Annotated in this window: 25 protein-coding genes; 15 read left to right on the forward strand and 10 right to left on the reverse strand. The window is 65.9% G+C overall.

From position 1 onward, the window contains the following. Positions 1-280: 280 nt before the first annotated feature. The 4 genes from NG701_RS11905 to NG701_RS11920 all read right to left on the reverse strand — a co-directional run bounded on the left by NG701_RS11905 (position 281) and on the right by NG701_RS11920 (position 1,823). Entirely contained in the window at positions 281-433 is a 153-nt protein-coding gene (locus NG701_RS11905; protein WP_252567688.1) for a hypothetical protein, read from the reverse strand. Between the two features lie 192 nt (positions 434-625). Then, entirely contained in the window at positions 626-1,009 is a 384-nt protein-coding gene (locus NG701_RS11910) for a PIN domain-containing protein (RefSeq protein ID WP_252567690.1), read from the reverse strand. Then, a complete protein-coding gene (locus NG701_RS11915; RefSeq protein WP_252567692.1) occupies positions 1,006-1,275 on the reverse strand; it encodes a type II toxin-antitoxin system Phd/YefM family antitoxin in 270 nt (89 codons plus the stop codon). Before NG701_RS11915 ends, NG701_RS11910 begins: the two co-directional genes overlap by 4 nt. A gap of 143 nt (positions 1,276-1,418) precedes the next feature. Continuing rightward, entirely contained in the window at positions 1,419-1,823 is a 405-nt protein-coding gene (locus NG701_RS11920; protein ID WP_252567694.1) for a DUF5997 family protein, read from the reverse strand. Between the two features lie 112 nt (positions 1,824-1,935). On the opposite strand from NG701_RS11920, the gene NG701_RS11925 reads away from it, so the two are divergent. Next, positions 1,936-2,685: a LysR family transcriptional regulator substrate-binding protein gene (locus NG701_RS11925; protein ID WP_252567696.1), complete on the forward strand. Its 750-nt coding sequence runs from the start codon at positions 1,936-1,938 to the stop codon at positions 2,683-2,685. Between the two features lie 38 nt (positions 2,686-2,723). On the opposite strand, the gene NG701_RS11930 is transcribed toward NG701_RS11925, so the two are convergent. Further along, a complete protein-coding gene (locus NG701_RS11930; protein WP_252567697.1) occupies positions 2,724-3,059 on the reverse strand; it encodes a hypothetical protein in 336 nt (111 codons plus the stop codon). A gap of 17 nt (positions 3,060-3,076) precedes the next feature. Then, entirely contained in the window at positions 3,077-3,817 is a 741-nt protein-coding gene (locus NG701_RS11935) for a GntR family transcriptional regulator (protein WP_252567699.1), read from the reverse strand. A gap of 106 nt (positions 3,818-3,923) precedes the next feature. Between NG701_RS11935 and NG701_RS11940 the strand changes: the two genes are divergently transcribed. The 4 genes from NG701_RS11940 to NG701_RS11955 are packed head-to-tail and all read left to right on the forward strand — an operon-like array spanning position 3,924 to position 9,588. Continuing rightward, the gene (locus tag NG701_RS11940) at positions 3,924-4,682 is read left to right on the forward strand and encodes a LamB/YcsF family protein (protein ID WP_252567701.1); all 759 of its coding nucleotides are present in this window, start codon (positions 3,924-3,926) and stop codon (positions 4,680-4,682) included. Positions 4,683-4,742: 60 nt separating this feature from the next. Further along, positions 4,743-6,095, forward strand: coding sequence for an MFS transporter (locus NG701_RS11945; RefSeq protein ID WP_252567703.1), 1,353 nt, complete (start codon positions 4,743-4,745; stop codon positions 6,093-6,095). 18 nt (positions 6,096-6,113) lie between these two features. Then, a complete protein-coding gene (locus NG701_RS11950; RefSeq protein ID WP_252567705.1) occupies positions 6,114-7,805 on the forward strand; it encodes a 5-oxoprolinase subunit B/C family protein in 1,692 nt (563 codons plus the stop codon). Positions 7,806-7,812: 7 nt separating this feature from the next. Further along, a complete protein-coding gene (locus NG701_RS11955) occupies positions 7,813-9,588 on the forward strand; it encodes an acetyl/propionyl/methylcrotonyl-CoA carboxylase subunit alpha (RefSeq protein WP_252567707.1) in 1,776 nt (591 codons plus the stop codon). Between the two features lie 144 nt (positions 9,589-9,732). Here NG701_RS11955 and NG701_RS11960 read toward each other — a convergent pair whose 3' ends face one another. Both NG701_RS11960 and NG701_RS11965 read right to left on the reverse strand, forming a co-directional pair. Then, positions 9,733-10,137, reverse strand: a complete 405-nt coding sequence (locus NG701_RS11960) for a RidA family protein (protein WP_252567709.1) — start codon at positions 10,135-10,137, stop codon at positions 9,733-9,735. A 570-nt stretch (positions 10,138-10,707) separates the two neighbouring features. Then, positions 10,708-10,929 (reverse strand): hypothetical protein, encoded by a 222-nt coding sequence (locus tag NG701_RS11965; protein ID WP_252567711.1) that lies wholly within the window; start codon positions 10,927-10,929, stop codon positions 10,708-10,710. 272 nt (positions 10,930-11,201) lie between these two features. On the opposite strand from NG701_RS11965, the gene NG701_RS11970 reads away from it, so the two are divergent. Next, a complete protein-coding gene (locus NG701_RS11970) occupies positions 11,202-11,897 on the forward strand; it encodes an HD domain-containing protein (protein WP_252567713.1) in 696 nt (231 codons plus the stop codon). Between the two features lie 71 nt (positions 11,898-11,968). Next, complete coding sequence (locus NG701_RS11975) at positions 11,969-12,763, forward strand: IclR family transcriptional regulator (protein WP_252567715.1); 795 nt, start codon at positions 11,969-11,971, stop codon at positions 12,761-12,763. A gap of 4 nt (positions 12,764-12,767) precedes the next feature. Here NG701_RS11975 and NG701_RS11980 read toward each other — a convergent pair whose 3' ends face one another. Both NG701_RS11980 and NG701_RS11985 read right to left on the reverse strand, forming a co-directional pair. Then, positions 12,768-13,358, reverse strand: coding sequence for an RES family NAD+ phosphorylase (locus NG701_RS11980; RefSeq protein ID WP_252567717.1), 591 nt, complete (start codon positions 13,356-13,358; stop codon positions 12,768-12,770). Positions 13,359-13,399: 41 nt separating this feature from the next. Next, positions 13,400-13,792 (reverse strand): hypothetical protein, encoded by a 393-nt coding sequence (locus tag NG701_RS11985; RefSeq protein WP_252567719.1) that lies wholly within the window; start codon positions 13,790-13,792, stop codon positions 13,400-13,402. A 644-nt stretch (positions 13,793-14,436) separates the two neighbouring features. Here NG701_RS11985 and NG701_RS11990 point away from each other — a divergent pair. From NG701_RS11990 to NG701_RS12025, 8 genes are read left to right on the forward strand one after another with little or no spacing between them, the layout of a single operon-like run. Next, complete coding sequence (locus tag NG701_RS11990; protein WP_252567721.1) at positions 14,437-15,714, forward strand: cytochrome P450; 1,278 nt, start codon at positions 14,437-14,439, stop codon at positions 15,712-15,714. 2 nt (positions 15,715-15,716) lie between these two features. Next, positions 15,717-16,832: a PEP/pyruvate-binding domain-containing protein gene (locus NG701_RS11995; RefSeq protein WP_252567723.1), complete on the forward strand. Its 1,116-nt coding sequence runs from the start codon at positions 15,717-15,719 to the stop codon at positions 16,830-16,832. 49 nt (positions 16,833-16,881) lie between these two features. Next, entirely contained in the window at positions 16,882-18,759 is a 1,878-nt protein-coding gene (locus tag NG701_RS12000) for a PEP-utilizing enzyme (RefSeq protein ID WP_252567725.1), read from the forward strand. Next, a complete protein-coding gene (locus tag NG701_RS12005) occupies positions 18,752-19,525 on the forward strand; it encodes an SDR family NAD(P)-dependent oxidoreductase (protein ID WP_252567727.1) in 774 nt (257 codons plus the stop codon). Before NG701_RS12000 ends, NG701_RS12005 begins: the two co-directional genes overlap by 8 nt. A gap of 45 nt (positions 19,526-19,570) precedes the next feature. After that, positions 19,571-19,891 (forward strand): 2Fe-2S iron-sulfur cluster-binding protein, encoded by a 321-nt coding sequence (locus tag NG701_RS12010; RefSeq protein ID WP_252567729.1) that lies wholly within the window; start codon positions 19,571-19,573, stop codon positions 19,889-19,891. A 2-nt stretch (positions 19,892-19,893) separates the two neighbouring features. After that, positions 19,894-21,195 carry an NAD(P)/FAD-dependent oxidoreductase gene (locus NG701_RS12015; protein WP_252567730.1) on the forward strand — a complete coding sequence of 434 codons (1,302 nt, stop codon included), beginning with the start codon at positions 19,894-19,896 and terminating at the stop codon, positions 21,193-21,195. Positions 21,196-21,225: 30 nt separating this feature from the next. Continuing rightward, a complete protein-coding gene (locus NG701_RS12020; protein WP_252567732.1) occupies positions 21,226-21,975 on the forward strand; it encodes an HD domain-containing protein in 750 nt (249 codons plus the stop codon). Beyond that, positions 21,972-23,501: an aldehyde dehydrogenase family protein gene (locus NG701_RS12025; protein WP_252567734.1), complete on the forward strand. Its 1,530-nt coding sequence runs from the start codon at positions 21,972-21,974 to the stop codon at positions 23,499-23,501. The genes NG701_RS12020 and NG701_RS12025 overlap by 4 nt, the downstream gene beginning before the upstream one ends. Positions 23,502-23,510 lie beyond the last annotated feature (9 nt).

Here is a 23,510-nt window from a genome sequence, read left to right on the forward strand (position 1 = left end):
TTCGGTGGTCAATGGGTTCTAGACAAGCTCCATTTTCCTTGAAAAGACGGGCATTCTCGGTTTAAACCGCCGTCGGCGCCCCGAGCAACATCGGTGGATCAAGGCTTAGTCGTAGTGACGCGCTGACCGGGCGCCGGCCCGGGCGTCCGGGAGGACGATTTTGGGGATCGGGGACCAATCGAAGTCGAGTGCGCCAATTGCTGCGGCGTCAGGCGTGTGCAGCGCCTCGGCCAAGACTTGCTCAATGATCGACGGCGAGGACGCCAGTTGCGCTTGAACTTCAGCGATCAGCGCGTGCTGGTAGTTCTGGCTGGTATCCCTTGATGGGGCGAAGGCCCAGCCTCATCATGACGGCCGAGATGTTCTGGTGCTTATACTCGACGGCGGTGCTGGTCCGGTTGTTCAGCAGGGCCAGCAGCCGATCCCGGAACATCGTTTTACTGTAGGGCTGCCCTAGCACTTCCAATCGCAGCATCTCAAGGTAGCTGGCTACGGTTGCCGCGATTTCAGCTGCTTGACCAGTCTCTGGCCGTCAAGGTGTTTCGCTCCCGGTGCGCATAGCGTCCAGGCTATCGCTTCGGCGCACGGACCTGGCCGCAAATGGGTTGGATTGTCAGTCCCGCACTCAGTCGCCTGCCTCCAGGATCTCCACCACATCTTCGACCAACTCGAAGTCCCTGGCGTTGCGGGTCATCAACGGGATGCCAAGAGAGTGGGCTTGCGCGGCGATCATTATGTCCTTACTCCTGGCATGTTGGGGCCTCAGGCGCTTGACCCGCGCAGCCAGCTCGCCATAACTCTCGGCGGCATGCTCGTCAAAGAGAATCCAGTCCATCAGTTCCCGCCAGACGGCAAGGCGGTGCACCCGGTTCCGGCGGATCTCCTCAGACGCTGACGATCGGATTCCGAATTGGAGCTCCGCCAGCGAGATGATGCTCGAGCCGAGTACGGCGCCGGCCGGCCACACGGCCGGTGGTGCGATCAGGACATTCGTGTCAAGGAGGATCACTGGGTAGTCCACGGATCAACAAGGGGATCGGCATCTCTGGATTCTTCATGTTCCGTGAGCCACCCGGTCTGGTCTGCGCCGAGCTGGGCGAGCTTCAGGGCAATTGCCACTTCAGCGGCTGAAGTCCACTTCTTGCGATGCGTTACAGGTGAGATCACTGCGACCGCACGGCCTTGGAGGGTTATCTCAAGAGTGGCTCCGTGCTCAACCCGCTCAATGACAGCCCTTGGATTTTGCTTGAGTTCCCGAACCCCTACCTTGTCCATGGCTGCATTCTACGCTTGATGTAGCCCTTGTTCTACGATTGGCAATGAAAGGAACAACAGAGGCCTGTCCGCGGATCCGAATCGTGAAGGTTCAGATCCGCGGACAAGCCTAGGAAAAGCGCAGGTGACTCAGAAAGCGGAGGCTATTCGGCCTGGGCGCGGGCTTTCTTGGCGTCCCTTTTGACGGCTTCGTCCTTGACGCGCTGGGCTTCGGTGCGGACGGCGGCATGAGTGGAGCGCTCGGTGACCAGCCATGCCGGGGGAGCCTGCAGCAGCGCGGTGATTTCCGCCGTCGTCAGCGCTTCCTCAACACCGCCGCGGGCCAGGCCGCTGATGGAGACGTTCAGCTTCTGGGCCACCACCGGGCGGGGGTGCGGGCCGTTGCGCCGGAGCTCCGCGAGCCACTCCGGCGGGTTGGCCTGGAGTTCGGCGAAATCGGCGCGGCTGATGGTTGAATCCTGGAACTCCTGCGGTGTTGCCGGCAGGTAGATGCCAAGCTTCTTGGCAACGGTGGCCGGCTTCATGGACTGGGAGTTTGCAGAGGTCATGGTTCAAGGGTATCCGGCTGCCTGCCCGTAGGGCACCATCTCAGCACCAGTCCCGCACCAGCTCCACCCCAGTTCCGGCATTGCGGGGCCGCGCGGGCGGTACTGTGAAGACGTGCCCGCAGACAATGAATCCCCCCAGAACGCAAGCCCCGCCGAATCGCCGGAGCAGGAGGCACCCCGAGTGCTCCGCTTCGCCTACGTGGCCGGCGTGACCCCGGGCAAATGGATCCGCCGCTGGGAAGAGCGCGTCCTGGACATCCCGCTGGAGTCGTTTATGTCCGACGACGGCGCCCAGCTTTCCGTATTAAGTGACGGTTCCGCGGACCTCAGCTTTGTCCGGCTTCCGGTGGAACGCGAGGGCCTCAACGTGATCCCCCTGTATGAGGAGCAGCCCGTGGTGGTGGCGCCCAAGGGGCACGAGATTTCGGTGTTTGAGGAAGTGGCCCTGGCCGACCTGTCGGCAGAGACGTTCCTGGACGTAGCCGAAATGGGTGGCCCGGAAGCGGCCATGCAGGTGGTGGCGTCCGGTGCGGGCCTGGTAATCCTGCCCATGTCCGTGGCCCGGCATTTCAACGTCAAGGACACCGTTGCCCGCCGGCTAACGGGTTCCCCGGTCACGGAGATCGCGCTCGCCTGGCCCAGCGATTCCTCGGACGACATCATCGAGGAGTTCATCGGGATTGTCCGCGGCCGCACCGCGGCGAGCTCCCGGCAGCCCTCGGCCCAGCAGGAGAAGCCCAAGAAGGAGCCGAAGCCGGACCGGCGCGGCCCCGCGGTCAAGAAACCGAAGGTGGCCCAGCGCTACGCCCCGAATCCGGACAAGGGCCGCGGCAAGGGCTCACGCAAAAAGGGCAAGCGCTAACTTGTGAGCCCGCGTTGCTCTAACAGGAACAGCCGGAACTAAGCCGAGCAGGCTTCCGTCAGTGCTGTGACTGACTCGGCCGGCACCTGGTCTCCGGCTTCGGCGATCTGGCCCAGCGGCGTCGTAATTTCCGCGGGCACCCCGGCAGTGTCCGCGGCGGACACCAGCCCGCCCAGCAATGCCTTGTCCTGGACGCTGACTAGCCCGTCCTCCACCACGGTGCAGACCTGCTTCCTGACCTCGTCCGAGGCTGCGGTAGCCACCTTGGAGGCGGCATCGTTTGCGGTGTTTTCAGCGACTTCCTGGACCGATCCGCAGGCGGAGAGGAGGAGTATCAGGGGGACGGCGGACAGGGCTGCAAGGCGGCGTTTCATTCGTCCAGCCTAACGGCTCAGTCTGTTCCGGCTTCGCCGTGCACTTCGCTCAGGTTGTCTTCGGAGCGGTCCAGATACGCCTGGAGAAGGTCGGCCGCGCGGTCCAGTTCCCCGGCTTCCAGGGCCAGGCAGATCGCTTCGTTGTCCGGCAGGTAGTGCTGGTAGAACTGCGCGTCCACGGTGGCTTTGTGGAAGAACAGGCGCATCTCGGCCAGGACCTGGCTCATGATGCTGTTCAGCCGCGGGCTTCCGGCCATGGCCACAATGGCGCCGTGGAAGTGCTGGTTGGCGGTGCCCAGGGCTTCGTCGTCACTGGCCGCCGCGGCACGCTTGCCTTCCTCGACGGCGGCCCGGACGGCGGCCACATCCTCCGGGCTGCCTCCGGCACGCAGCGCGCTGACCTCGATGGCGCGACGGACGGTATAGACGTCATGGACGTCCCCTGCCTCCAGGCTTGCCACGAAGACGCCGCGGTTGGGATGGCGGACCACCAGGCGTTCGCTGGCAAGCTCAACGAAGGCCTCACGCACCGTGTTGCGGGAGACGCCCAGGTCCTCCGCAATGGTGGATTCGGTGAGCCGCGTTCCCGGGAGCAGCGCCCCCTCCGCCAACTGCAGGCGGAGCTCATCCGCCACCCGCTCAGCCACGGACGGAACGGCCACCCGCAGGCGGCCTGCCGCGGTCGGCGTCGCCGCGTGATTCGCCGATCCCCGCGGAGAGAAGGACGAAGAGGGGACGATCGGTTCTGAAGAGGCCATACTCGAGAATTTACACGATCGTCACATTGTTGAATCGAAGGATTGTTGAACAATCCGTAAATTTAGTGCATCCTAGTAGGACCACTCAATGAGACGGGGATCACAAATGGCAGCGATTGACCTGAACAGCGACGTCGGCGAGTCCTTCGGCCGCTGGAGCCTCGGCGATGACCTGGCCATGTTCGGCTCGGTTTCGAGCGCGAACGTGGCCTGCGGATTCCACGCCGGCGATCCCAGCGTCATCCGCAGGACCTGCCGCGAGGCTGCTGGAGCCGGCGTTGTCATCGGCGCCCACGTCGGCTACCGGGATCTCGCCGGTTTCGGACGCCGTTTTATGGACATCAGCCCCACAGAACTGGCCGACGATGTGGTGTACCAGATAGGTGCCCTGCAGGCCCTGGCCGCCGTTGCAGGAACCCAAGTCCGGTATGTGAAGCCGCACGGCGGACTGTACAACGCCATCGTCACACACACAGCGCAGGCCCAGGCCGTCGTCGACGCCGTGAAATCGGTTGACCCCAACCTTCCGATCCTCGGCCTCCCCGGTTCGGAAGTCCTGCGGCTTGCAGAAGCAGCCGGACTGCGCGCAGTGACAGAAGCGTTCGCGGACCGGGCCTACAACCCGGACGGCACCCTGGTGTCGCGCTCCCTCCCGGGAGCAGTCCTTGAGGATCCGGAACAAGTGGCGGAACATGTCCTACGGATGGCCACGGAATCCTCAGTCCGCGCAATTGACGGGTCCACCCTCAAAATCCGCGCGGAAAGCATCTGCGTGCATGGTGACTCACCGGGGGCCGTAGCGATGGCCACTGCAGTGAAGTCCGCTCTCGGCGACGCCGGTGTCAGCATCAGCTCGTTCCTCTAGCCCCATCCCACGGCCGCACGCCGGCCCCCCGCACCACCCCTCATCCCCCCGGAGGAAACCATGACCAGCACCAACAAGGCAGCAAAGACCGCGGCAAGGAAGCCGCCGCCTGGCGCCCTCAAGGCGTACGTTGCCAGCCTCACCGGCACATCGCTTGAGTACTACGACTTCGCCATCTACTCGGTGGCCTCGGCACTCGTCTTCCCCAAGATCTTCTTCCCCTCGGACGATGAATTCGTAGGCCTCCTCCTGTCCTTCTCCGCCTTCGCCGTGGGCTACCTCGCCCGCCCGATCGGCGGCATCATCTTCGGCCGGCTCGGCGACAAGGTGGGCCGCAAGTACGTCCTGGTCTTCACCCTGGTACTGATCGGCATCGCCACCGTCCTCATCGGTGCGCTGCCCGACTACTCCGCAATCGGGATCTGGGCCCCCATCATCCTGGTGCTCCTGCGCCTGGCCCAGGGCATCGGCGTCGGCGGCGAATGGGGCGGCGCGGTACTGCTGTCCAGCGAATTCGGCGACCCCAACAAACGTGGTTTCTGGTCCTCCGCAGCCCAGATCGGCCCTCCCGCCGGCAACCTCATGGCCAACGGCGTCCTGGCCATCCTCGCCGCCTCACTCAGCACCGAAGCGTTCCTTTCCTGGGGCTGGCGCGTAGCCTTCCTGGCCTCGGCCCTGCTGGTGGTCTTCGGCCTGATCATCCGCCTCAAGCTCGAGGAAACCCCGGTCTTCAAGGCCATCGCGGCCCATGGTGACCAGCCGAAGGCCCCCATCAAGGAAGTCTTCACCACCCAGCCCCGTGCGCTGATCTCCGCTGCCCTGTCCCGCGTCTGCCCGGACGTGCTCTACGCACTGTTCACCGTTTTTGTGGCCGTTTACGCCACCAAGGAACTGGGCATGACCACCGGCAACGTGCTGGCTGCCATCCTGATCGGCTCCGCGTTCCAGCTCTTCCTCATCCCGCTCGCCGGCGCCCTGACCGACCGGTTCAACCGCCGCTGGGTTTACGGCATTGCCGCTGCCGCCACCGCCGTCTACATTCCCCTGTTCTTCCTGATGATCGCGGGCAAGTCCGTGGTGATGCTGATCATCGGCGTGGTGATCGGACTGGCCCTGCACGCCTTTATGTACGGCCCGCAGGCAGCCTTCATCACCGAGCAGTTCCCGGCCCGCCTCCGCTACGCCGGCAGCTCCCTGGCCTACACCCTTGCCGGCGTGATCGGCGGCGCTGTGGCTCCGTTGATCTTCACCGCCCTTTACGGCGCAGCGTCCGGCGGCTGGTACCTGATCGCCGGGTACATCCTCCTGACGGCCATCATCACCATCGTGGGCATGCGCCTCGGCCGCGACCCGCAGCCGGAAGAGGACCTCCGCCTGCTGCACAGCGATGACGCGAAGGAGAGCCGCGCCTGAGCGGCGCGGCCTGATCCCATGGAGACAGTCAGCAAGCCCGCTGCCGCGGCCCGGGTGCTCGCCGTCCGGCCGGTAGGTACGACGGCGGTGCTCGCCGAACTCTCCGGGCTCCACGACGTCCTGGCCCTGCAGGCCCTCCTGCTGGAGGAGCCGCTGCCCGGCCAGGCGGACGTCCTGGCCGCCGCCGAAACCGTGATGGTCAAGGCGGATTCGCCCGCTGCGGCGCGCCGGATGGCGGCCCTGCTGCTGGAGATGGACCTGACGGTCCAGTCCCACGCCGAAGGCAAACTGGTGCAGATTGAGACCGTGTACGACGGCGACGACCTCGCCGAAGTGGGCCGGCTCACCGGGCTGGGCGCTGACGGCGTCATTGCAGCCCACACCGGACAGGTCTGGACGGTTGCGTTCGGTGGCTTCGCGCCGGGCTTCAGCTACATGGTGGGGGAGAACCAGCTACTTGAAGTCCCGCGTCGGAGTTCGCCCCGGACCGCCGTCCCCGCAGGTTCCGTGGCCCTGGCTGGCAATTATTCGGCCGTGTACCCGCGGAAATCCCCGGGCGGCTGGCAGCTGATCGGCCGCACCGCGGCCTCCATGTGGGACCTCAGCCGGGAGCAGCCGGCCCTGGTTGCGCCCGGTGACCGCGTGCAGTTCAGTGCGGTGCGCGAGCTCATTGAAGTCGCGGACACCCAGGCGGGGGCGGCGGATTCCGAAGCCCCGGCCAGCCAGGAACCGGACGTCCAGTCCGGCCTGCTGATCCTGTCGCCGGGCCTGCAGAGCCTGATCCAGGACCTCGGCCGCCCCGGTCACGCCGGGCTCGGCGTGTCTTCAGCCGGGGCGCTGGACCGCTCCTCCCTGCGCCGCGCCAACCGGATCGTGGGCAACGACCCGTCGGCCGCCGTCGTCGAATCCGTTGCCGGCGGGCTGCGCGTGCAGGCCGTGGGGGACCAGGTGCTGGCAGTGGCCGGCGCGCCGTCGGCACTGACTATAGTGACGCCGTCGGACGTTCCCGGCCCAGACGCTCCGGACGACGAAGGTGACCAGTCCGAGCAGGCGCGCGAGGTGCCCATGGCCACCGCGTTTGCCCTGCTGGACGGCGAGATCCTGACCATCGGCGCGCCCGAACGCGGCTTCCGCAGCTACCTGGCCATCCGCGGCGGGGCGGCAGTCGACGCGGTGCTGGGGAGCCGGTCCACGGACACCATGTCCGGGATCGGACCTGCACCGCTGGCCGCCGGGCAACTGCTGGGCGTCGGCGCCGCCACGTCCTCCAACGTGGTGGGCAACCCCGAACTGCAGCCCGACTTCCCGGACTCCGGCGTCACAGTCCTGGACATCGTTCCCGGACCCCGAGCCGACTGGTTCGACGCCGCCGCGCTGGAATCCCTCTGCGCCCAGGAGTGGGCAGTGACGCCCCGCTCCAACCGCGTTGGCATGCGCCTGGACGGTGAGCCGCTGAGCCGAAGCCGGGACGGGGAGCTGCCCAGCGAGGGAACCATGGCCGGCGCACTCCAGATCCCGCCCGAAGGGCAGCCGGTACTCTTCCTGGCTGACCACCCCATCACCGGCGGTTACCCGGTAATCGGCGTGGTGGTGGACCACCAGCTGGACCTGGCCGCCCAGGTTCCCATCGGCGGTTCCATCCGGTTCCGCTGGGCTCCGGGCTACGGGCTGCCCACCAACTCTTCCCCCGACGTTTCCAAGACAAAGTGAGCAACTGATGCGCAAGGTCCTGATCGCCAACCGCGGAGAAATCGCCGTCCGCATCGTCCGCGCCTGCGAAGACGCCGGACTGGAGTCCGTGGCTGTCTACGCGGACGTCGATGCCGACGCCATGCACGTGGGCGCTGCCACCGAGGCGTACAGCCTGGGCGGCAACGCGCCGTCGGACACGTACCTCGATATCCCCAACCTCCTGCGCGTGGCTAAGGAATCAGGGGCGGACGCCGTGCACCCGGGCTACGGCTTCCTGTCCGAGAACGCAGGCTTTGCCCAGGCGGTCCTGGATGCCGGCCTGACCTGGATCGGCCCCACCCCGGAGGCCATCCGGCAGCTCGGCAACAAGATCACGGCGCGCGAGATCGCCGTCCGCGCCGGCGCCCCCTTGGTGGCCGGCACGGACGGTCCAGTGGCTTCGGCTGCTGAGGTCCGCGAGTTCGCCGAGGAGCATGGCCTGCCGATCGCCATCAAGGCGGCCTTCGGCGGCGGCGGGCGCGGGCTGAAGGTGGTCCGCGAGATGGACCAGATCGAGGAGTCCTTCGATTCCGCGGTCCGTGAAGCGGTGGTGGCCTTCGGCCGCGGCGAGTGCTTTGTGGAGCGGTACCTGGATCGGCCCCGGCACGTGGAGGCGCAGGTCCTGGCGGACCAGCACGGCAACGTGGTGGTGGTGGGCACCCGCGACTGCTCGCTGCAGCGCCGGCACCAGAAACTGGTGGAAGAGGCCCCCGCACCCTTCCTGACCGAAGAGCAAACCCAACAGATTTACGACGCCGCCAAGGCAGTGTGCCGCGAAGCCTCCTATTCGGGGGCCGGGACGGTGGAGTTCCTGGTGGCCGCCGATGGCACCGTCGCGTTCCTCGAGGTGAACACGCGCCTGCAGGTGGAGCACCCCATCACCGAGGAGACCACTGGCGTGGACCTGGTCCAGGAGCAGTTCCGGATCGCTGCCGGTGAGCCGCTGCGCTTCACCACCGATCCCACACCGCGCGGCCACTCGTTCGAGTTCCGGCTCAACGCGGAGGACGTGGGCCGGGGCTTCCTGCCATCGCCCGGAACCATCGCCACCTTCAGCGGCCCCACCGGTCCGGGCATCCGGCTGGACTCCGGGGTCCGCTCCGGTTCGGTTGTCGCTCCGCAGTTTGATTCCCTGCTGGCCAAGCTGATCGTGACCGGCGCCGACCGCCAGCAGGCACTCCGCCGGGCCCGCCGCGCCCTCGCCGAAATGGAGATCACCGGCGTGGCCACCGTCATGCCGTTCCACCGGGCCGTGGTCCAGGCGCCCGACTTCACGTCCGAGACCGCGCTAGGCATCCACACCCGCTGGATCGAGACGGACTTCGCGGATTCCATCGCTGCGGATCCGGAGTTCGGCACGTCCGTTCCGGACGGTGAGCGGCGCACCATTACCGTTGACGTCGACGGCCGGCGCCTCGCCGTTGGACTTCCCGCTGACCTACTGGATGGCTGGGCGCGCTCCGGCGCGGCCGTTCCGGCGGGGGTTTCCCTTGACGGGGCTGGTTTGGATGGCGCTGCCGACGGCGGTGCTGCCGCCGGCGTCGCTGATCCCAGCGAGCTCCGCGCGGACATGGCCGGGACTGTGGTGAAGTGGCTCGTGGAGCCGGGCGCCGAGGTGGCGGCGGGGGATCCCGTCGTCGTGCTTGAGGCAATGAAAATGGAGACCCAGGTGACCGCCCACCGCACCGGGACGCTGAGCGGGATCCGTGCGGATGCCGGCGGCGTCGTCGGCGCGGGGGCGGTGCTGGCGCTGATCGGATAGCCGGGTCAGCGCTGGGACTTCGCGTTGCTTAAGCGCATGTCACGACAGCCGTAACTTCGGACTAAGAGCGCTGGCCAGCGGGGCAGCCGTGGGCCCTCTTTGACCCGCCCCGTCTAATCGCTCAGACGAGGCGGGCGGGGGCTGTCAATCAAGCTGCGCGATGCCGGAAATTTCGACGAGGAATTGAGGTCTAGCCAGGGCAGCGACTCCGACGACGGCGTGGGTGGGCTTGACCGGCCCGGTGAAATACTTCGCCCGGGCAGCGCTCACAATGTGCGCGGTGGCCACGTCTGTCAAATATGTTGTCGTGGAGACGATGTCGGCCAGAGTGCCGCCGGCCTCCTCGACGACACTGCGGAGGTTGGCGAAGACCTGCTCGGTCTGTGCCTCGATGTTGCCCTCGCCGACAATCGATCCGTCGGCATCGAAGGCGACCATGCCGGATATGTGTAGCGTGTCTCCGACACGGACACCGTAGGAGTAGACGGTCCGCTCTGCCGGACCGGCGGGCAAGGCGGCGGGCATGATCGCCCGAGGGGTGGTGTTCATGGTGTTCCTCTGATCTGCTGGTAGGGAACTCGTCAATATCGAATCCTTTCACGCGGAACCGCTCGATCGTGCCGCTGGCGATCCAGCGTTCGATCCAGCTCTCGAAGCTGCCGGCTGTGACCTCGGGGTGGAACTGCACGCCGAGGTAGGGTCCGTCGCTGAATGCTTGCGGCGCGTTTTCGTTGCGCGACCTCTCGTGCAGTTGCATCCAGGGACCTTCGGGGATGAGTTCGTGGTCGTCGGAAGCGATCGCTTTAAATCCTTGTTCGGGACGTGGAGAGGACGATACCCATCCGCCGAGCACGCGTGCCAGCAGTTGGCTCCCGAAGCAGATTCCAGAACCGGCATGCGCCGGTCGACGGCGTCAGCTATGAAGCCGGTCTCCGTGGCCAACCAGGGAACTGTGTTCTCGTACGCCGATTCGTGCGAGCACGCAGGTGACATTGGGCCATGCATGGCGCTTCGGACGGAGACCCGGATTCTCGGGATGGAATTGCCCTGAGGTGCTCGTAACCAGGAAGATCCGGCCGGTGTGGAAACCGGCCGGACCGTTCTCACGTTGGGGGTGTATCAGTCGACGTGCTTGGACAGGGCCACCAGGACGCCTGCCACTGCAAAGTACTTGTTACTGCCGAGATCGCGGGCTGTCTTGATCCCCATGCCGGCCAGGAGTTCGGCGTGCTTGTCCGTGAGGCCGGCCAGCGCGGACGGCGGAGCGTCGAGGACTTCCTCCAGGCTCTTGTTTTCGTAGTCTTTGTCGAGTTTCTTGCCCAGCTCGATTGAAACGGCCATGATCATCCTTTGCTCGAACGAAACATTAGACACAACCCGACGGCTGCATTGCCCCGGATCCAGGACGCCAGGAAAATTTCCCGATCCCAGTGGCTACGCTAGCGCAGGCGGGTAGCCCGGGGGAGGAATCCGGCACATTTCCTTCAAAGACCACGACGTGGCCCCGCAGGTACCCGTTGGCGGACGCGCCCGCTTCCGCTATGGCGAGGTGTGATTCCGCTGGGCGGAAGAAATCGTTGCCAGCTGATCCCTTGGCGGGGCACGCTGGTTGGATGACAAAGCTACGGTCGGCAGCCAATCACTCGGGTCTCGACGTTGCGGCAGTCTCTGCCGCGATCAAAGCGGAGCCGGACGGGGTCATCGCCCTGGACCCCCGTCTGGCCGTTATCTGGGAGCTCGCGGCGCCTCTGTTGAAGGTACGGGACAACGACGCCCATACGCTCTACGCCTTTGGGCTGGCCCGCGCACTGCTGGCCGCGCACCCGGAAGCGGATGCCGCCGTCGTGCTTCCGGCGATCATGCTGCACGACATCGGCTGGTCCCAGGTGCCGTCGTCGGATGTCCTGGCGGCAATCGCGCCGGGCGGCGGACGTCCGGACCTTGTGCTGCTCCACGAGAAAGAGGGGGCCAGACTGGCCGCCGGAATCCTCGCTGAGGCCGATTACGATGACGTGAAAGTCCCGGCAATTCTGGACATCATTGACGGGCACGATTCCCGCCGCGAAGCACTCTCCATCGAGGACGCTATCGTCAAGGACGCGGACAAAACCTGGCGGCTCAGTCCACACGGCATCGACACAGTGATGGATTGGTTCGGGCTGGACCGCGGTCAGGCGCTGCGGCTGTGCAGCCAACGCGTCCACGGCTACCTGTTTACCGACGAGGCGAACGCCATGGCGCGGGCGCTGTCTGCGTTGGAATCGGTCACCCTGTGGCCGCAGCGGCAGCGCCTCCTCGACGAGAGCTGAGGAAACGACTTGCGTCACGTCTAGACTCAATTCCGGACGCCGCGAGGCGCACCGGAAACCAGGAGGTCACCATGGCTGGCGGCAGCCGCGAACCCGGACGCACCGTGACCTCCAAGGTGCTGACCATCCTGGAGGCCTTCGAGAAGTCCCGCGGAGCCCTGAGCCTGACCGACATTGCGGAGAAATCCGGGCTGCCCCTGAGCACGACGCACCGGCTGGTCAACGAGCTGACGGACTGGGGTTTCCTGACGCGCGAATCGAACGGCCGCTACCAGCTGGGCATCCGGCTGTGGGAGCTCGCCCAGAACACCGGCCGGCAACTGCGCGATGCTGCCCGCCCCTACGTCCAGGACCTGTTCTCCCTGACCGGCGAGACCGCGCACCTCGCGATCCGGGCAGGGCATGAAGTCCTCTACATCGACAGGGTCTATGGCTCCAAGCGCGTCCCCCGGGCCTCCCGCGTAGGAGGCCGGCTGCCGATGCACGCCACCGCCGTCGGGAAAGTCATCCTCGCCTTCGAGGAAGACTGGGTCCGGGACGCCTACCTGAACCGGGATCTGGAACGGCCCACCGCCCACACCCACATTGACCCCCGGCGGTTCGCCGCAGAGCTGAGTGAGATCCGCGAGCAAGGCTACGCCATCACCTTGGAGGAGGTGCGGCTGGGTTCGTGTTCCATCGCCGTTCCGGTTTTCCACACCGGCAGGATCGGCGCCGCGATTGGCCTGGTGCTGCCCACCTCCCACGCGTCCACCCTGACCAGGCACCTCCCCGTCCTTAAGGGAATATCGGCCCAGATCGAGCGAGCCACCGCGCGGATCCCGCTGGAAACACTGATTGGCGTGCATCGCGGGGCCAAGGGCTGAGACGTCAGAGCTCCACATCCACGTTGATGAAGGCGCAAAAATTGATAAGCCAGTCCAGATCGGGACCGTTCAGGAAGACTTTTGGTGAAACCCTCCCGGTAAGGCCGAAAGCGTCCTTGGCACGGTCGAAGAAAACGTAAGCCACGCCGGAGTCGAGCCGGCGGCTGGTCCAGACACACCCGTCCAGGCCGGCCTTCCAGGCGGCTTCCGCCCATTTCACCGTGTCGGCGTACCACGTGGACTCTGTGTCAGTCAGCTGGGACCGGTCCAACCCGAAGTGCCGCAGCCCGACACCCCGGAAGGATGCCACTTGCAGCGGCCTGAGCGTCGTGATCCCTGCGGCGATTCGGTCCGCGTATTGCCTAGGAAAGACAGTCCCTCCGGCAGCGGGCAGATGATGGAGTACCGACTCGCAGACAGCCGTTTCCACATCCTCGGCTGCGTAGAGAACGGGCACCGGCACCCCATGCTCGTCGTCAAAGAAAGCGAACCGCGTCGGCTCCCCAATGCCCGGGTTGGATGACGTCGGGAGGCGCTTCCCATTTGGGCCGGCACCGTAAACGCGGTGCAGCAAGGTTTCCTCGGGGATGGTCATCTGCTGAGGGTCGAAAGGGGTCGGAGGGGCGGGTACCGGCCCTACCAACGTTCTGCCAGGTCCTGGCGTGCAGCCTCGAGAATTTTGCCCGGCTCATCCATCATCCGGGCCGGGATGCGGCCTTCCAGGTACCCGTTCGGGGAAGCCAGCCAGAGGAGCAGGTGCGAGTCGGACCATCGATTGCGCCGTCCGATGGCGGCAACTTCCGCGATGACGGGCCGGACTTCACCGTGGTCGAACTCGAACCCCGGGAACAGGGTGCCTCGTCCACGTTTCACTCCAAGGATCTTGCCTTCCTTGGCCAACTGGTGGGCCTTGTTCCGGTTCGTCCCGCTGCCGCCCAGGAGGGCGGCAACCGAACCGCTGTCGAACAACCCGTACTCCTTGGCGATGGCACGCCACCGGTTTTCGGACGCCTGCAGGGATCGTGCCACTTCCGGAGTGGCCTCAAGTCCCTGATCTGTGCGCTCCAGTATCTCAGCGAGGGCCCTGGCCGTTCGCCGGAGCTGTTGTTCACCATTCCGGAGACGTTCCTCAACTACGCGGACGGACCCCCGTTTCGGCTGGGACGTCCAGGCCGTCATATTCCGCCGTCCGGTCTTCGCAGGTGCGGTGACATACATCGTCCTCGCAGCCTGGGGTGCCGACTTCCCTGAGGCCCTCGGCGTTGGCTTCTTATGGGTCGACGCGGAGTTTGGCGCCCGTCCTTCGAGGCTGGCCGCGGGACCTTCCGGGACCTTGAGGGTTCCCGGCTTGGACACGCCTGCATCGTTTTGGTGACGGTTCATACCAATAGACATTAGCGTCATTTGCGTTGCTAGCGGTAGGTGCAGCCCTTTGGACCGGTCATTGCGGTATTGGTCGGCCAAGGAGACGTGGGCCCAAATGGTCGAGACATCAAGGATGGGGATACTGGCGACCTGTACGGGAAGCCCGACGGCGTCCGCCCAGCACTGACATTGCCTTCCGCTGAGTGGAAGTAAGGGCTGTCATCGGCCGGTGATGTGGACCACACTGGTCACTAAGAACCCCCGCCACCCTGACGGTGCCGGGCGGAACCAAGTCACCAGGAGTCAAGATGTCATCGTCGACAGAAACGGCCGGCCGCTGTCCCTTCGGGTACGGCGCCGAAGCCCCCGCCGGGCACCACGGCTACGAACCTTTCCAGATGAAGGATCCCTTCGGCGCCTACGCCGAGCTCCGGGCCGAGCAGCCCGTCATGTTCGATGAGCGCGTGGGCCTATACGTTGTCTCCCGCTACGACGACATCAAGGCGGTGTTCGAGGACTGGGAAACGTTCTCGAGCGAAAACGCCCAGGCGCCGGTCCGTGAACGCGGTGCCGCCGCGAAGAAGATCATGGAAGAGGGCGGCTTCACCGCCTACTCAGGCCTTTCCGCCCGCCGCCCGCCGGAGCACACCCGGATCCGCGCCGTGGTGCAGAAGGCGTTCACACCCCGACGCTACAAGGCGCTGGAGCCTTTCATCAGGGAGAACGTGGAGGCCCTCATCCAGAAGATGCTGGCCCGTCCGGATCGCCGCGGCGACCTCGTCAAAGACCTTGCTTATGACGTCCCCACCATCACCATCCTGACTCTGATCGGCGCGGACGTCTCCCAGGTGGACACGTTCAAGCGCTGGAGCGACTCCCGCGCCGCCATGACCTGGGGCAACTTGAGCGACGAGGAGCAGGTCCCGCACGCGCACAACCTGGTGGAGTACTGGCAGGAATGCCTGCGCCTGGTCAGGGTGGCACGCGAGCAGGGCGGCGACAACCTCACCGGCGACCTGGTCAGGGCCCAGCAGGACGGCGCCGACATCTCCGACCACGAGATCGCCTCCGTGCTCTACAGCCTGCTCTTCGCCGGGCACGAGACCACCACCACCCTGATCTCCAATGCCCTGCGCGAGCTCCTGGCCCGCCCCGAACAGTGGCAGCAGCTGGTCGAGGACCCCAAAAAGGTCCCCGCCGCTATCGACGAGGTCCTCCGCTTCGCCGGCTCGATCGTCGGGTGGCGCCGCAAGGCACTCAAGGACACCGAAGTGGGCGGGGTGGCCATCGAGGAAGGTTCCCAGCTCCTGCTCCTGATGGGCTCCGCCAACCGCGACGAAAGCAAGTTCACCGGCGGAGACGACTTCGACATCGCCCGGCCCAATGCCCGCGAGCACCTCTCGTTCGGGTTCGGAATCCACTACTGCCTAGGCAACATGCTCGCCAAGCTCCAGGCCAAAATTGCGCTCGAGGAAGTGGCACGGCTCGCCCCGGAGCTGCAGCTGGAGGACCCGGAGGGCGTCGCCTTCCGCGAAAACCTCTCCTTCCGTGTTCCCGAGACCGTTCCTGTCAGTTGGAAGGCCTAACCATGAAAAGCAACGAATTCATCCAGTTCTTCGACGGCGGTGTCACACCGAAGCTTGAAAACCTCGGCGGCAAGGGCGCATCCCTGGTCACCATGACCTCCGCCGGTATGCCCGTCCCGCCCGGCTTTGTGGTCACCACCGCAGAGTTCGACGCCTTTATGGACGAGGCGGGGATTACGGCAAAGATCAACCAACTCCTGGCCGACCTGGACCCGGAGGACCTGAAGCAGGTGGACAGCGTTTCCGCCGCCATCCGCGAGGACATCTGCTCACGGCCCGTGCCCCAGGCCCTGCGCGAATTCACCGTGGGCGCCTACGAGTCCCTCATGGCCCGTTTCGACGCCCCGGTGCCGGTGGCCGTACGGTCCAGCGCCACTGCTGAAGACCTGCCGGATGCCTCGTTCGCCGGCCAGCAGGACACGTACCTCTGGCTCGACGGCGTCAATGCCGTCACCGAGCACATCCGTCAGTGCTGGGCTTCCCTGTACACCTCCCGGGCCATCATCTACCGGCTCAGGAACAACATCCCCAACGAAGGCCTGTCCATGGCCGTGGTGGTCCAGAAGATGGTGAACTCCCGGGTCTCCGGCGTCGCCATCACCATGGATCCCACCAACGGGGACCGCTCCAAAATCACCATCGACTCCTCTTACGGGGTGGGCGAGATGGTGGTGTCAGGCCAGGTCACACCGGACAACATCGTCCTGGACAAGGTCACGCTCGCCGTCGTCGCCGATCACCTGGGCGACAAGCACGCCGAACTGGTCCCGGACGCAGGAGCCAAGCGCCTGGTGGAACGCGAGGTCGACGCCGAACGCCGCGGCCGCCGCAGCCTCACCGATGCGGAACTCACCGCCGTCGCGCAGATGGCCAAGCGTGCCGAGAAGCACTACAAATGCCCCCAGGACATCGAATGGGCCCTCGATTCGGACCTGCCGGACGGCGAAAACCTGCTGCTGCTCCAGTCCCGCCCGGAGACCGTGCACTCCTCCAAACCGTCCGCGCTGCCCACGGTCACCACGGGCGGCTACTTCACCGGGCTCCCCAGCAAGGCGCCGGCCACCGGCGGCTTCAGCCTCGGCAGCATCACGGCTTCGCTGCTCAAACCCTCCATCTAAGGCTTCACCCACCAAGGCTCATCGCCGAGCCCGTATTGAAAGGACCGCCATGTCCCTGAAGTCCTTCCCCAAACCCTCCGAGCTCGCGGTCCCCGCCGGCGCCGAAGGCTGGGAAAAGATCTACCCCTATTACTTGGTTTTCCAGGACAAGCTCAAGGAGCAGGAAGACGCCAAGTTCTGGTTCTGCGACAGCCAGCACTGGCCCACCGTGTTCAAGCCGTTTGAAACCATTGGCGGCGAATTCGCGGTCAAGTGCCTGGGCCAGTACAACGCCCGGCACCTGATGATCCCCAACGCCAACGGCATCGAGTTCCGCATCCACCTAGGCTACCTCTACATGTCTCCCATTCCCGTGCCGGAGGATCAGATCGCTGCCCGCGTGCCCCTGTTTGGGGAGCGGATCGGCCACTACTTCCAGAACTGGGACCAGTTGCTCAAGGAGTGGCACGTCAAGGTCAAGGGGACCATCGAGGAGATGGAAACTATTTCCTTCCCCAAGCTCCCGGACATGGTCCCGATGGACGACATCGTGTCCGGCAAGGGCAAGGACGGCTCAGAGAAACTGCTGGAAAGCTACGACCGCCTCATCCAGCTGGCGTACCAGAACTGGCAGTACCACTTCGAGTTCCTGAACCTGGGCTACATCGCCTACCTGGACTTCTTCAACTTCTGCAAAGAGGTCTTCCCCAACGTTCCGGATCAGTCCATCGCCACCATGGTGCAGGGCGTGGACATGGAACTGTTCCGCCCCGACGATGAGCTCAAGCAGCTGGCGAAGCTCGCCGTGGAACTGGGACTCCAGACTCATTTCAGCAACGCCAGCAACACGGACGACGTCGATGCCACCTTGGGTGCCATCGCCGCCGCTCCCGGCGGGGACCGCTGGATGGCCCAGTACGAAGGCGCCAAGGACCCGTGGTTCAACTTCACCGTGGGCAACGGATTCTATGGCCACGACAAGTACTGGAACGAGTACCAGGAAATCCCGCTGGGCTACATCGCTGACTACATCCGCCGCGTGGACGAGGGCCAGGAGATCATGCGGCCCACGGAGGCCCTCATCGTCGAACGCGACCGCATCATCGAGGAATACCGCGACCTGCTTGAGGGCGAAAACCAGGCCCTTTTCGACGCCAAGCGCGGCCTCGCTGCCACCGCCTACCCGTACGTGGAGAACCACAACTTCTACATCGAGCACTGGACCATGGGCGTCTTCTGGCGCAAGATCCGCGAGCTGTCCCGCATGATGCAGGCTGAGGGCTTCTGGACCGAATCGGACGACCTGCTCTACCTGGGCCGCAACGAGGTCCGTGACGCGCTCTTTGACCTGGTCACCGGCTGGGGTGTGGGCGCCAAGCCCATCGGCCCGGACTACTGGCCGGAGGAAATCGAACGCCGCCGCGGCATCGTCGATGCCCTCAAGACCGCCCGTCCCGCCCCGGCCCTGAACACCCCGCCGGAGTCCATCACCGAACCCTTTACCCGGATGCTCTGGGGCATCACCACCGAGCAGGTCCAGCAGTGGCTGGGTGCCGGCGAAGAAGTGGAGGGCGGCGGCCTGCGTGGCATGGCAGCCTCGCCCGGTGTGGTGGAAGGACTGGCCCGCGTCATCACAGATGCGGACCAACTCTCCGAGGTGCAGCAGGGCGAGATCCTGGTGGCAACCGTTACCGCACCGTCCTGGGGTCCGATTTTCGGCAAGATTAAGGCCACCGTCACGGACATCGGCGGCATGATGAGCCACGCCGCGATCGTTTGCCGCGAATACGGGCTCCCCGCCGTGACCGGAACCGGTTCGGCATCCACCACCATCAAAACCGGCCAGCGGCTGCGGGTGGACGGGACCAAGGGAACGGTGCAGATCCTTGACGCCGAGGACGAGCTGGTCGTCGCCGGCCCCGGCGCCCAAAGCCATAGCCATGTCTGAACTGAACGTGCCTGCAGCCCAGAACGACGGCAAAACCGTCCTGATCACCGGTGCCGCCGGCGGGCTGGGTCGGGCGTTTGCGCTCGGCTTTGCCAGCCGGGGTTACCGGGTGGCTGTGGCCGATATCAATCTTGAAGGTGCCGAGCAGACAGCGAAGCTGGTCCGCGAGGCCGGTGCCGAAGCGACGGCCTTCTCCGCGGACGTCACCAGTGTGGACTCCACGGAGGACCTCGCGAAAAGCTGCGCGGAGTTCGGGAACGGAAGCATCGACGTCGTCCTTAACAACGCAGCGGTGTACGCGGGGGTGACCCGCAGCCCCTTTGAGGACATTGATCCGGCCGAATGGGACCTGGTGATGAACGTGAACCTCAAGGGCCCCTGGCTGGTGACCCGCGCGGCGAGCCCCTACCTGCGCGAAGGCGGGCGCGTCATTAACCTCTCCAGCGCCACGATCTTCAGCGGCTCGGAACAGTGGCTGCACTACGTTGCCTCCAAGGGTGGCGTGGTGGCACTGACCCGGGTCATGGCCAAGGAACTGGGCCGGCGGGGGATCACGGTCAACGCGATCGCCCCCGGCTTCACCCTCACCGAGGCCAGCTACGGGCTGATGGAGAACGCCGAGAACTACGGCGTGGACCGCGGAGCCATCAAGCGGGCCAGCCAGCCGGAGGACATCGTGGGTGCCGCGCTCTTCCTCGCCGGGCCGGACAGCTCCTACTACACCGGCCAGACCATGGTGGTCGACGGCGGCCGGCAGTTCATCTGACCGCCGTCCCCACCTTCCAACTCACTTCAATCCAAAGGAGGACCAATGCCAACGGTTCACTTCACCGACGCCGAAGGCGCTGTCCGCGACATCCAGGGCAACGTGGGCGACTCGGTCATGGAAACCGCGGTGCGCAACGGCGTCCCCGGAATCGTGGCTGAATGCGGCGGCTCGCTGTCCTGTGCCACCTGCCACGTGTTTGTCCGGGAGGACTGCGTTTCGCAGCTCCCGCCGATGGAAGACATGGAGGACGAGATGCTCTACGGCACCGCGGTCGACCGTGAGGACACCTCGCGGCTGTCCTGCCAGCTGCGCCTGACGGACGAGATCGAACTGTTCGTCACCACCCCGGAAACCCAGGTGTAGCCGTGGGCACGCACGCAGTGGAGCAGGCAACTGACACCGCCACGGTTCCTACCCGCACCGGGCTCCTGATCATCGGCGCCAGCCAGTCAGGAGTGCAGCTTGCGGTATCGCTCCGGGCGCTGGGCTTCGACGAGCACATCACCCTGCTCGGGGATGAGGACCACCGCCCGTACCAGCGGCCGGCGTTGTCCAAGGAATTCCTGCAGGGCACGGTGGAGAGCGAATCGCTGATCTTCCGCTCCAACGAGTACTGGGCCGAGCACAACGTGGACCTGGTCAAGGGCGAGTACATCGTCCGGATCGACAAGGAAGCGGACGGTTCCGGGGTGGCGCATGCGTCCTCCGGCCAGCAGTTCCCCTTCAAGCGGCTGGCCCTCACAGTGGGTGCCCGTGCCCGCAAGCTGGAAATTGAAGGCGGCGACCTCGACGGCGTGCTGTACCTGCGCAACGCCGACGACGCCCTGGCGCTCAAGGCCCGGGTAGGCGACGCCACGGATGTGGTGGTGATCGGCGGTGGGTTTATCGGCCTCGAGGCCGCGTCCAGCCTGCAGAAGATGGGCAAAAACGTCACCGTGCTCGAATTCGGGCCGCGGCTCGTTGGCCGTGCTGTGGGGGAGGAGACTGCCGAGTACTTCCTTCAGGCACACCGCTCCCGCGGCTTGGATATCCGGCTCAAGACGAGTGCTGCACGCTTTACCCCGGCGGACGGCGGCAAGGCGGTTGCCGCCGTCGAGCTTCAGGGCGGCATGGTGTTGCCTGCCCAGATCGTGCTGATCGGCATCGGCGTCATCCCTAATACCCAACTTGCTGAACAGCTGGGGCTGGACGTGGAGAACGGGGTGGTGGTGGACCGGTTCGCGCTGGCTTCGGACGGCACCACGGTGGCGATCGGCGACTGCGCCAACATGCCCAACCCCGTGCCAGGCTCCACTCCGGGTGAGCGGATCCGGCTGGAGAGCGTCAACAACGCCATCGAGCATGCCAAGGTGGCCGCGTACTCGCTCACCGGCCGCCGCGAGGAATACGCTGGCATCCCGTGGTTCTGGTCCAATCAGGCCGACCTCAAGCTGCAGATCGCCGGCCTGTGCAACGGCTTCGACCAGACGGTCCTCCGGCGCGATGAGGAACGCGGGAAATTCAGCGTCCTCTACTACCGGCAGGGCCGGATCATCGCCGCCGACTGCGTGAACGCGCCCTTGGACTTCATGGCGGTGAAGAACGCCCTGGCTAAGGGCCAGAACATTCCGGCCGACGCCGCGGCGGACCCCGCCACCCCCCTCAAGACCATCACCACGGACAGCTAGCCGCCAGGCCGGCCCACCCGAAGGAGCATTATGAGCACCCACCAGACTCCGGTTGCCGCGGCGGGCCCCGTCGACGCCGGCACCGATCCCACTGATACGTTGGCCGAGGCTTTCGCCGCCGAATACAGGGTCCGTCCCATTCCGGCGCCCGGCCCGGTGGACACCACTCCCATCAGCACCACGCCCGCTGCCCTCGAGGAGCTCGACGCGCTCTGGCAGGCGGTGGTGCACGAGACCCGGACCCGAGGCAACGACATCCACCTGCCGATTTCCCTGGCGTTCGCCGAACGCCTCTGCCGGGCCTACCCCGATGCCGACGCCGAAATGGTGCGGGTAGCCACCCTGCTGCACGACACCGGGTGGGCCCACGTGGATGAATCCCGGATCATCTCGGAGGGGTTCGCGGGGGACTGGCGCAAGGCTGCCATCCGCTACGAACATGAGCAACAGGGCTGCAACGTGGCACGCCGGGTGCTGCCGGGGCTGGGCTATTCCCCGGCCTTTGTGGAACGCGTCTGCGAAATCATCGACGAACACGACACCCGGCCCGTGGCCCGCTCGCTGGAGGACGCACTCATGCGCGACGCCGACCGGCTGTGGCGGTTCGACCACGCCGGAATTGCCCTGGCTTCCACCTGGTTCAAGATGGATCCGGCCACCTACACCGACAGGCTTGCCGCCGAAATCGTGCCCGAACTCATCACCCAGGCCGCAGTGGAGATGGCCACCGCGGACCTCAACCGTTCCAACGCCCTGCTGAAGACGGCGGTGATCCGATGACCTCCGCGACCCAGGATGCTCCGGCCCTGAGCGCCCGGACGGGCCTCGCCCTGCCGCATACGCACGTGGAGACGATTTTCATCGACGGTGCCTGGCAGCCCTCACACGGCACCGGCCGGAACCCGGTGACCGATCCCGCCACGGGCGAAGTGTGGGGCTCGGTGCCGGACGGCACCCCCGAAGACGTGGACGCCGCCGTCGGCTCCGCCCAGCGGGCGTTTTCTAGTGCCGGCGGCCCCGCGTGGCCACGGCTGACCCCTTCTCAGCGGGCCGCCTACCTGGTCCGGATTGCCGAGGAAGTGGAAAAGCGCGCCGACGAGCTGTCGCTGACGAACTCGCGCGAAAACGGCTCTCCGGTGGCCGAATCCGCCGGCGCGGCGGCCAATGCAGCAAGTATCTTCCGGTACTTCGCGACCCTGGCCGAATACCTGGAGCGTGAGGACGTCCGCCCGTTCCCGCGCGGCGGCGGGGAGTCCGTGGTCCGGCGCGAACCGCTGGGAGTCTGCGCGCTGATCGCGCCGTGGAACTTCCCCATCAACCTCGTGGTCATCAAACTGGCGCCGGCGCTGCTGGCCGGCTGCACCGTGGTGATCAAGCCGGCGTCGCCCACGCCCCTATCCATCCGCGTGATCATCGACGCGATCGCCGCGGCCGGGGTCCCGGCCGGGGTGGTCAACCTGGTCACGGGTTCCGGCCGGCTGGGAGATGTGCTGGTGAAGCACCCGGGCGTGGCCAAGGTGGCGTTCACGGGCTCGACGCCGGTGGGCCGGAAAATTGCCGCGGCCTGCGGTGAACTGCTGCGCCCGGTCACGCTGGAGCTGGGCGGAAAATCCAGCGCCATTGTGCTGCCGGACGCGGACCTGGACGCCATGTCCGGAGTGCTGATCAAGTCCTCCATGCGTAACACCGGGCAGACCTGCTACATCTCCACCCGGATCCTCGCCCCGGCAAGCCGCTATGACGAGGTGGTGGACATGGTCACGGCCACGATTGCCGCCGGGAAGCAGGGTGATCCGCTGGAGCCGGACACCGTGTTTGGTCCGTGCGCCACGGAGACCCAGTACCGGACCGTGCTGGAGTATGTGGACTCGGGGCTGGCCGAGGGTGCCCGCGCCACCACAGGAGGCCGGGCCGCGTCGCTGTCCGGGGGGCTGGAGCACGGCTATTTCGTGGAACCCACGGTGTTCGCCGACGTCACCCCGGACATGCGCATCTCCCGTGAGGAGATTTTCGGGCCGGTGATCTGCATCCTCAAATACGACGACGCCGGCGGCAGTGTTGAGGAAGCGGTGGCCCTCGCCAACAACACCGAGTTCGGCCTGGGCGGGCTGGTGTTCGGCAACGATCCGGACGCCACACTCGCCGTGGCAGACCGCATGGACACGGGCTCTGTTGGCCTGAACTTCTTCGCCTCAAACCATGCCGCACCGTTCGGGGGACGGCACAACTCCGGCCTCGGCACGGAGTACGGGATTGAAGGCCTGAACGCGTACCTGAGCTACAAGTCCATTCACCGGAAGCCGTAGCCCGCGGCG

The organism is Pseudarthrobacter cellobiosi (assembly GCF_023913815.1).
GTDB lineage: Bacteria > Actinomycetota > Actinomycetes > Actinomycetales > Micrococcaceae > Arthrobacter > Arthrobacter cellobiosi.

What these genes read in the sequence shown, in the direction of transcription:
- NG701_RS11920 (WP_252567694.1), bottom strand. Translation starts at nt 1,823, where the DNA reads ATGACCTCTGCAAACTCCCAGTCCATGAAGCCGGCCACCGTTGCCAAG.
- NG701_RS11975 (WP_252567715.1), top strand. Translation starts at nt 11,969, where the DNA reads ATGGCTGGCGGCAGCCGCGAACCCGGACGCACCGTGACCTCCAAGGTG.
- NG701_RS11995 (WP_252567723.1), top strand. Translation starts at nt 15,717, where the DNA reads ATGAAAAGCAACGAATTCATCCAGTTCTTCGACGGCGGTGTCACACCG.
- NG701_RS12000 (WP_252567725.1), top strand. Translation starts at nt 16,882, where the DNA reads ATGTCCCTGAAGTCCTTCCCCAAACCCTCCGAGCTCGCGGTCCCCGCC.
- NG701_RS12005 (WP_252567727.1), top strand. Translation starts at nt 18,752, where the DNA reads ATGTCTGAACTGAACGTGCCTGCAGCCCAGAACGACGGCAAAACCGTC.
- NG701_RS12025 (WP_252567734.1), top strand. Translation starts at nt 21,972, where the DNA reads ATGACCTCCGCGACCCAGGATGCTCCGGCCCTGAGCGCCCGGACGGGC.
- NG701_RS12020 (WP_252567732.1), top strand. Translation starts at nt 21,226, where the DNA reads ATGAGCACCCACCAGACTCCGGTTGCCGCGGCGGGCCCCGTCGACGCC.
- NG701_RS12010 (WP_252567729.1), top strand. Translation starts at nt 19,571, where the DNA reads ATGCCAACGGTTCACTTCACCGACGCCGAAGGCGCTGTCCGCGACATC.
- NG701_RS11955 (WP_252567707.1), top strand. Translation starts at nt 7,813, where the DNA reads ATGCGCAAGGTCCTGATCGCCAACCGCGGAGAAATCGCCGTCCGCATC.
- NG701_RS11905 (WP_252567688.1), bottom strand. Translation starts at nt 433, where the DNA reads ATGTTCCGGGATCGGCTGCTGGCCCTGCTGAACAACCGGACCAGCACC.
- NG701_RS11915 (WP_252567692.1), bottom strand. Translation starts at nt 1,275, where the DNA reads ATGGACAAGGTAGGGGTTCGGGAACTCAAGCAAAATCCAAGGGCTGTC.
- NG701_RS11990 (WP_252567721.1), top strand. Translation starts at nt 14,437, where the DNA reads ATGTCATCGTCGACAGAAACGGCCGGCCGCTGTCCCTTCGGGTACGGC.
- NG701_RS11945 (WP_252567703.1), top strand. Translation starts at nt 4,743, where the DNA reads ATGACCAGCACCAACAAGGCAGCAAAGACCGCGGCAAGGAAGCCGCCG.
- NG701_RS11930 (WP_252567697.1), bottom strand. Translation starts at nt 3,059, where the DNA reads ATGAAACGCCGCCTTGCAGCCCTGTCCGCCGTCCCCCTGATACTCCTC.
- NG701_RS11965 (WP_252567711.1), bottom strand. Translation starts at nt 10,929, where the DNA reads ATGGCCGTTTCAATCGAGCTGGGCAAGAAACTCGACAAAGACTACGAA.
- NG701_RS11970 (WP_252567713.1), top strand. Translation starts at nt 11,202, where the DNA reads ATGACAAAGCTACGGTCGGCAGCCAATCACTCGGGTCTCGACGTTGCG.
- NG701_RS11940 (WP_252567701.1), top strand. Translation starts at nt 3,924, where the DNA reads ATGGCAGCGATTGACCTGAACAGCGACGTCGGCGAGTCCTTCGGCCGC.
- NG701_RS11935 (WP_252567699.1), bottom strand. Translation starts at nt 3,817, where the DNA reads ATGGCCTCTTCAGAACCGATCGTCCCCTCTTCGTCCTTCTCTCCGCGG.
- NG701_RS11960 (WP_252567709.1), bottom strand. Translation starts at nt 10,137, where the DNA reads ATGAACACCACCCCTCGGGCGATCATGCCCGCCGCCTTGCCCGCCGGT.
- NG701_RS11980 (WP_252567717.1), bottom strand. Translation starts at nt 13,358, where the DNA reads ATGACCATCCCCGAGGAAACCTTGCTGCACCGCGTTTACGGTGCCGGC.
- NG701_RS11950 (WP_252567705.1), top strand. Translation starts at nt 6,114, where the DNA reads ATGGAGACAGTCAGCAAGCCCGCTGCCGCGGCCCGGGTGCTCGCCGTC.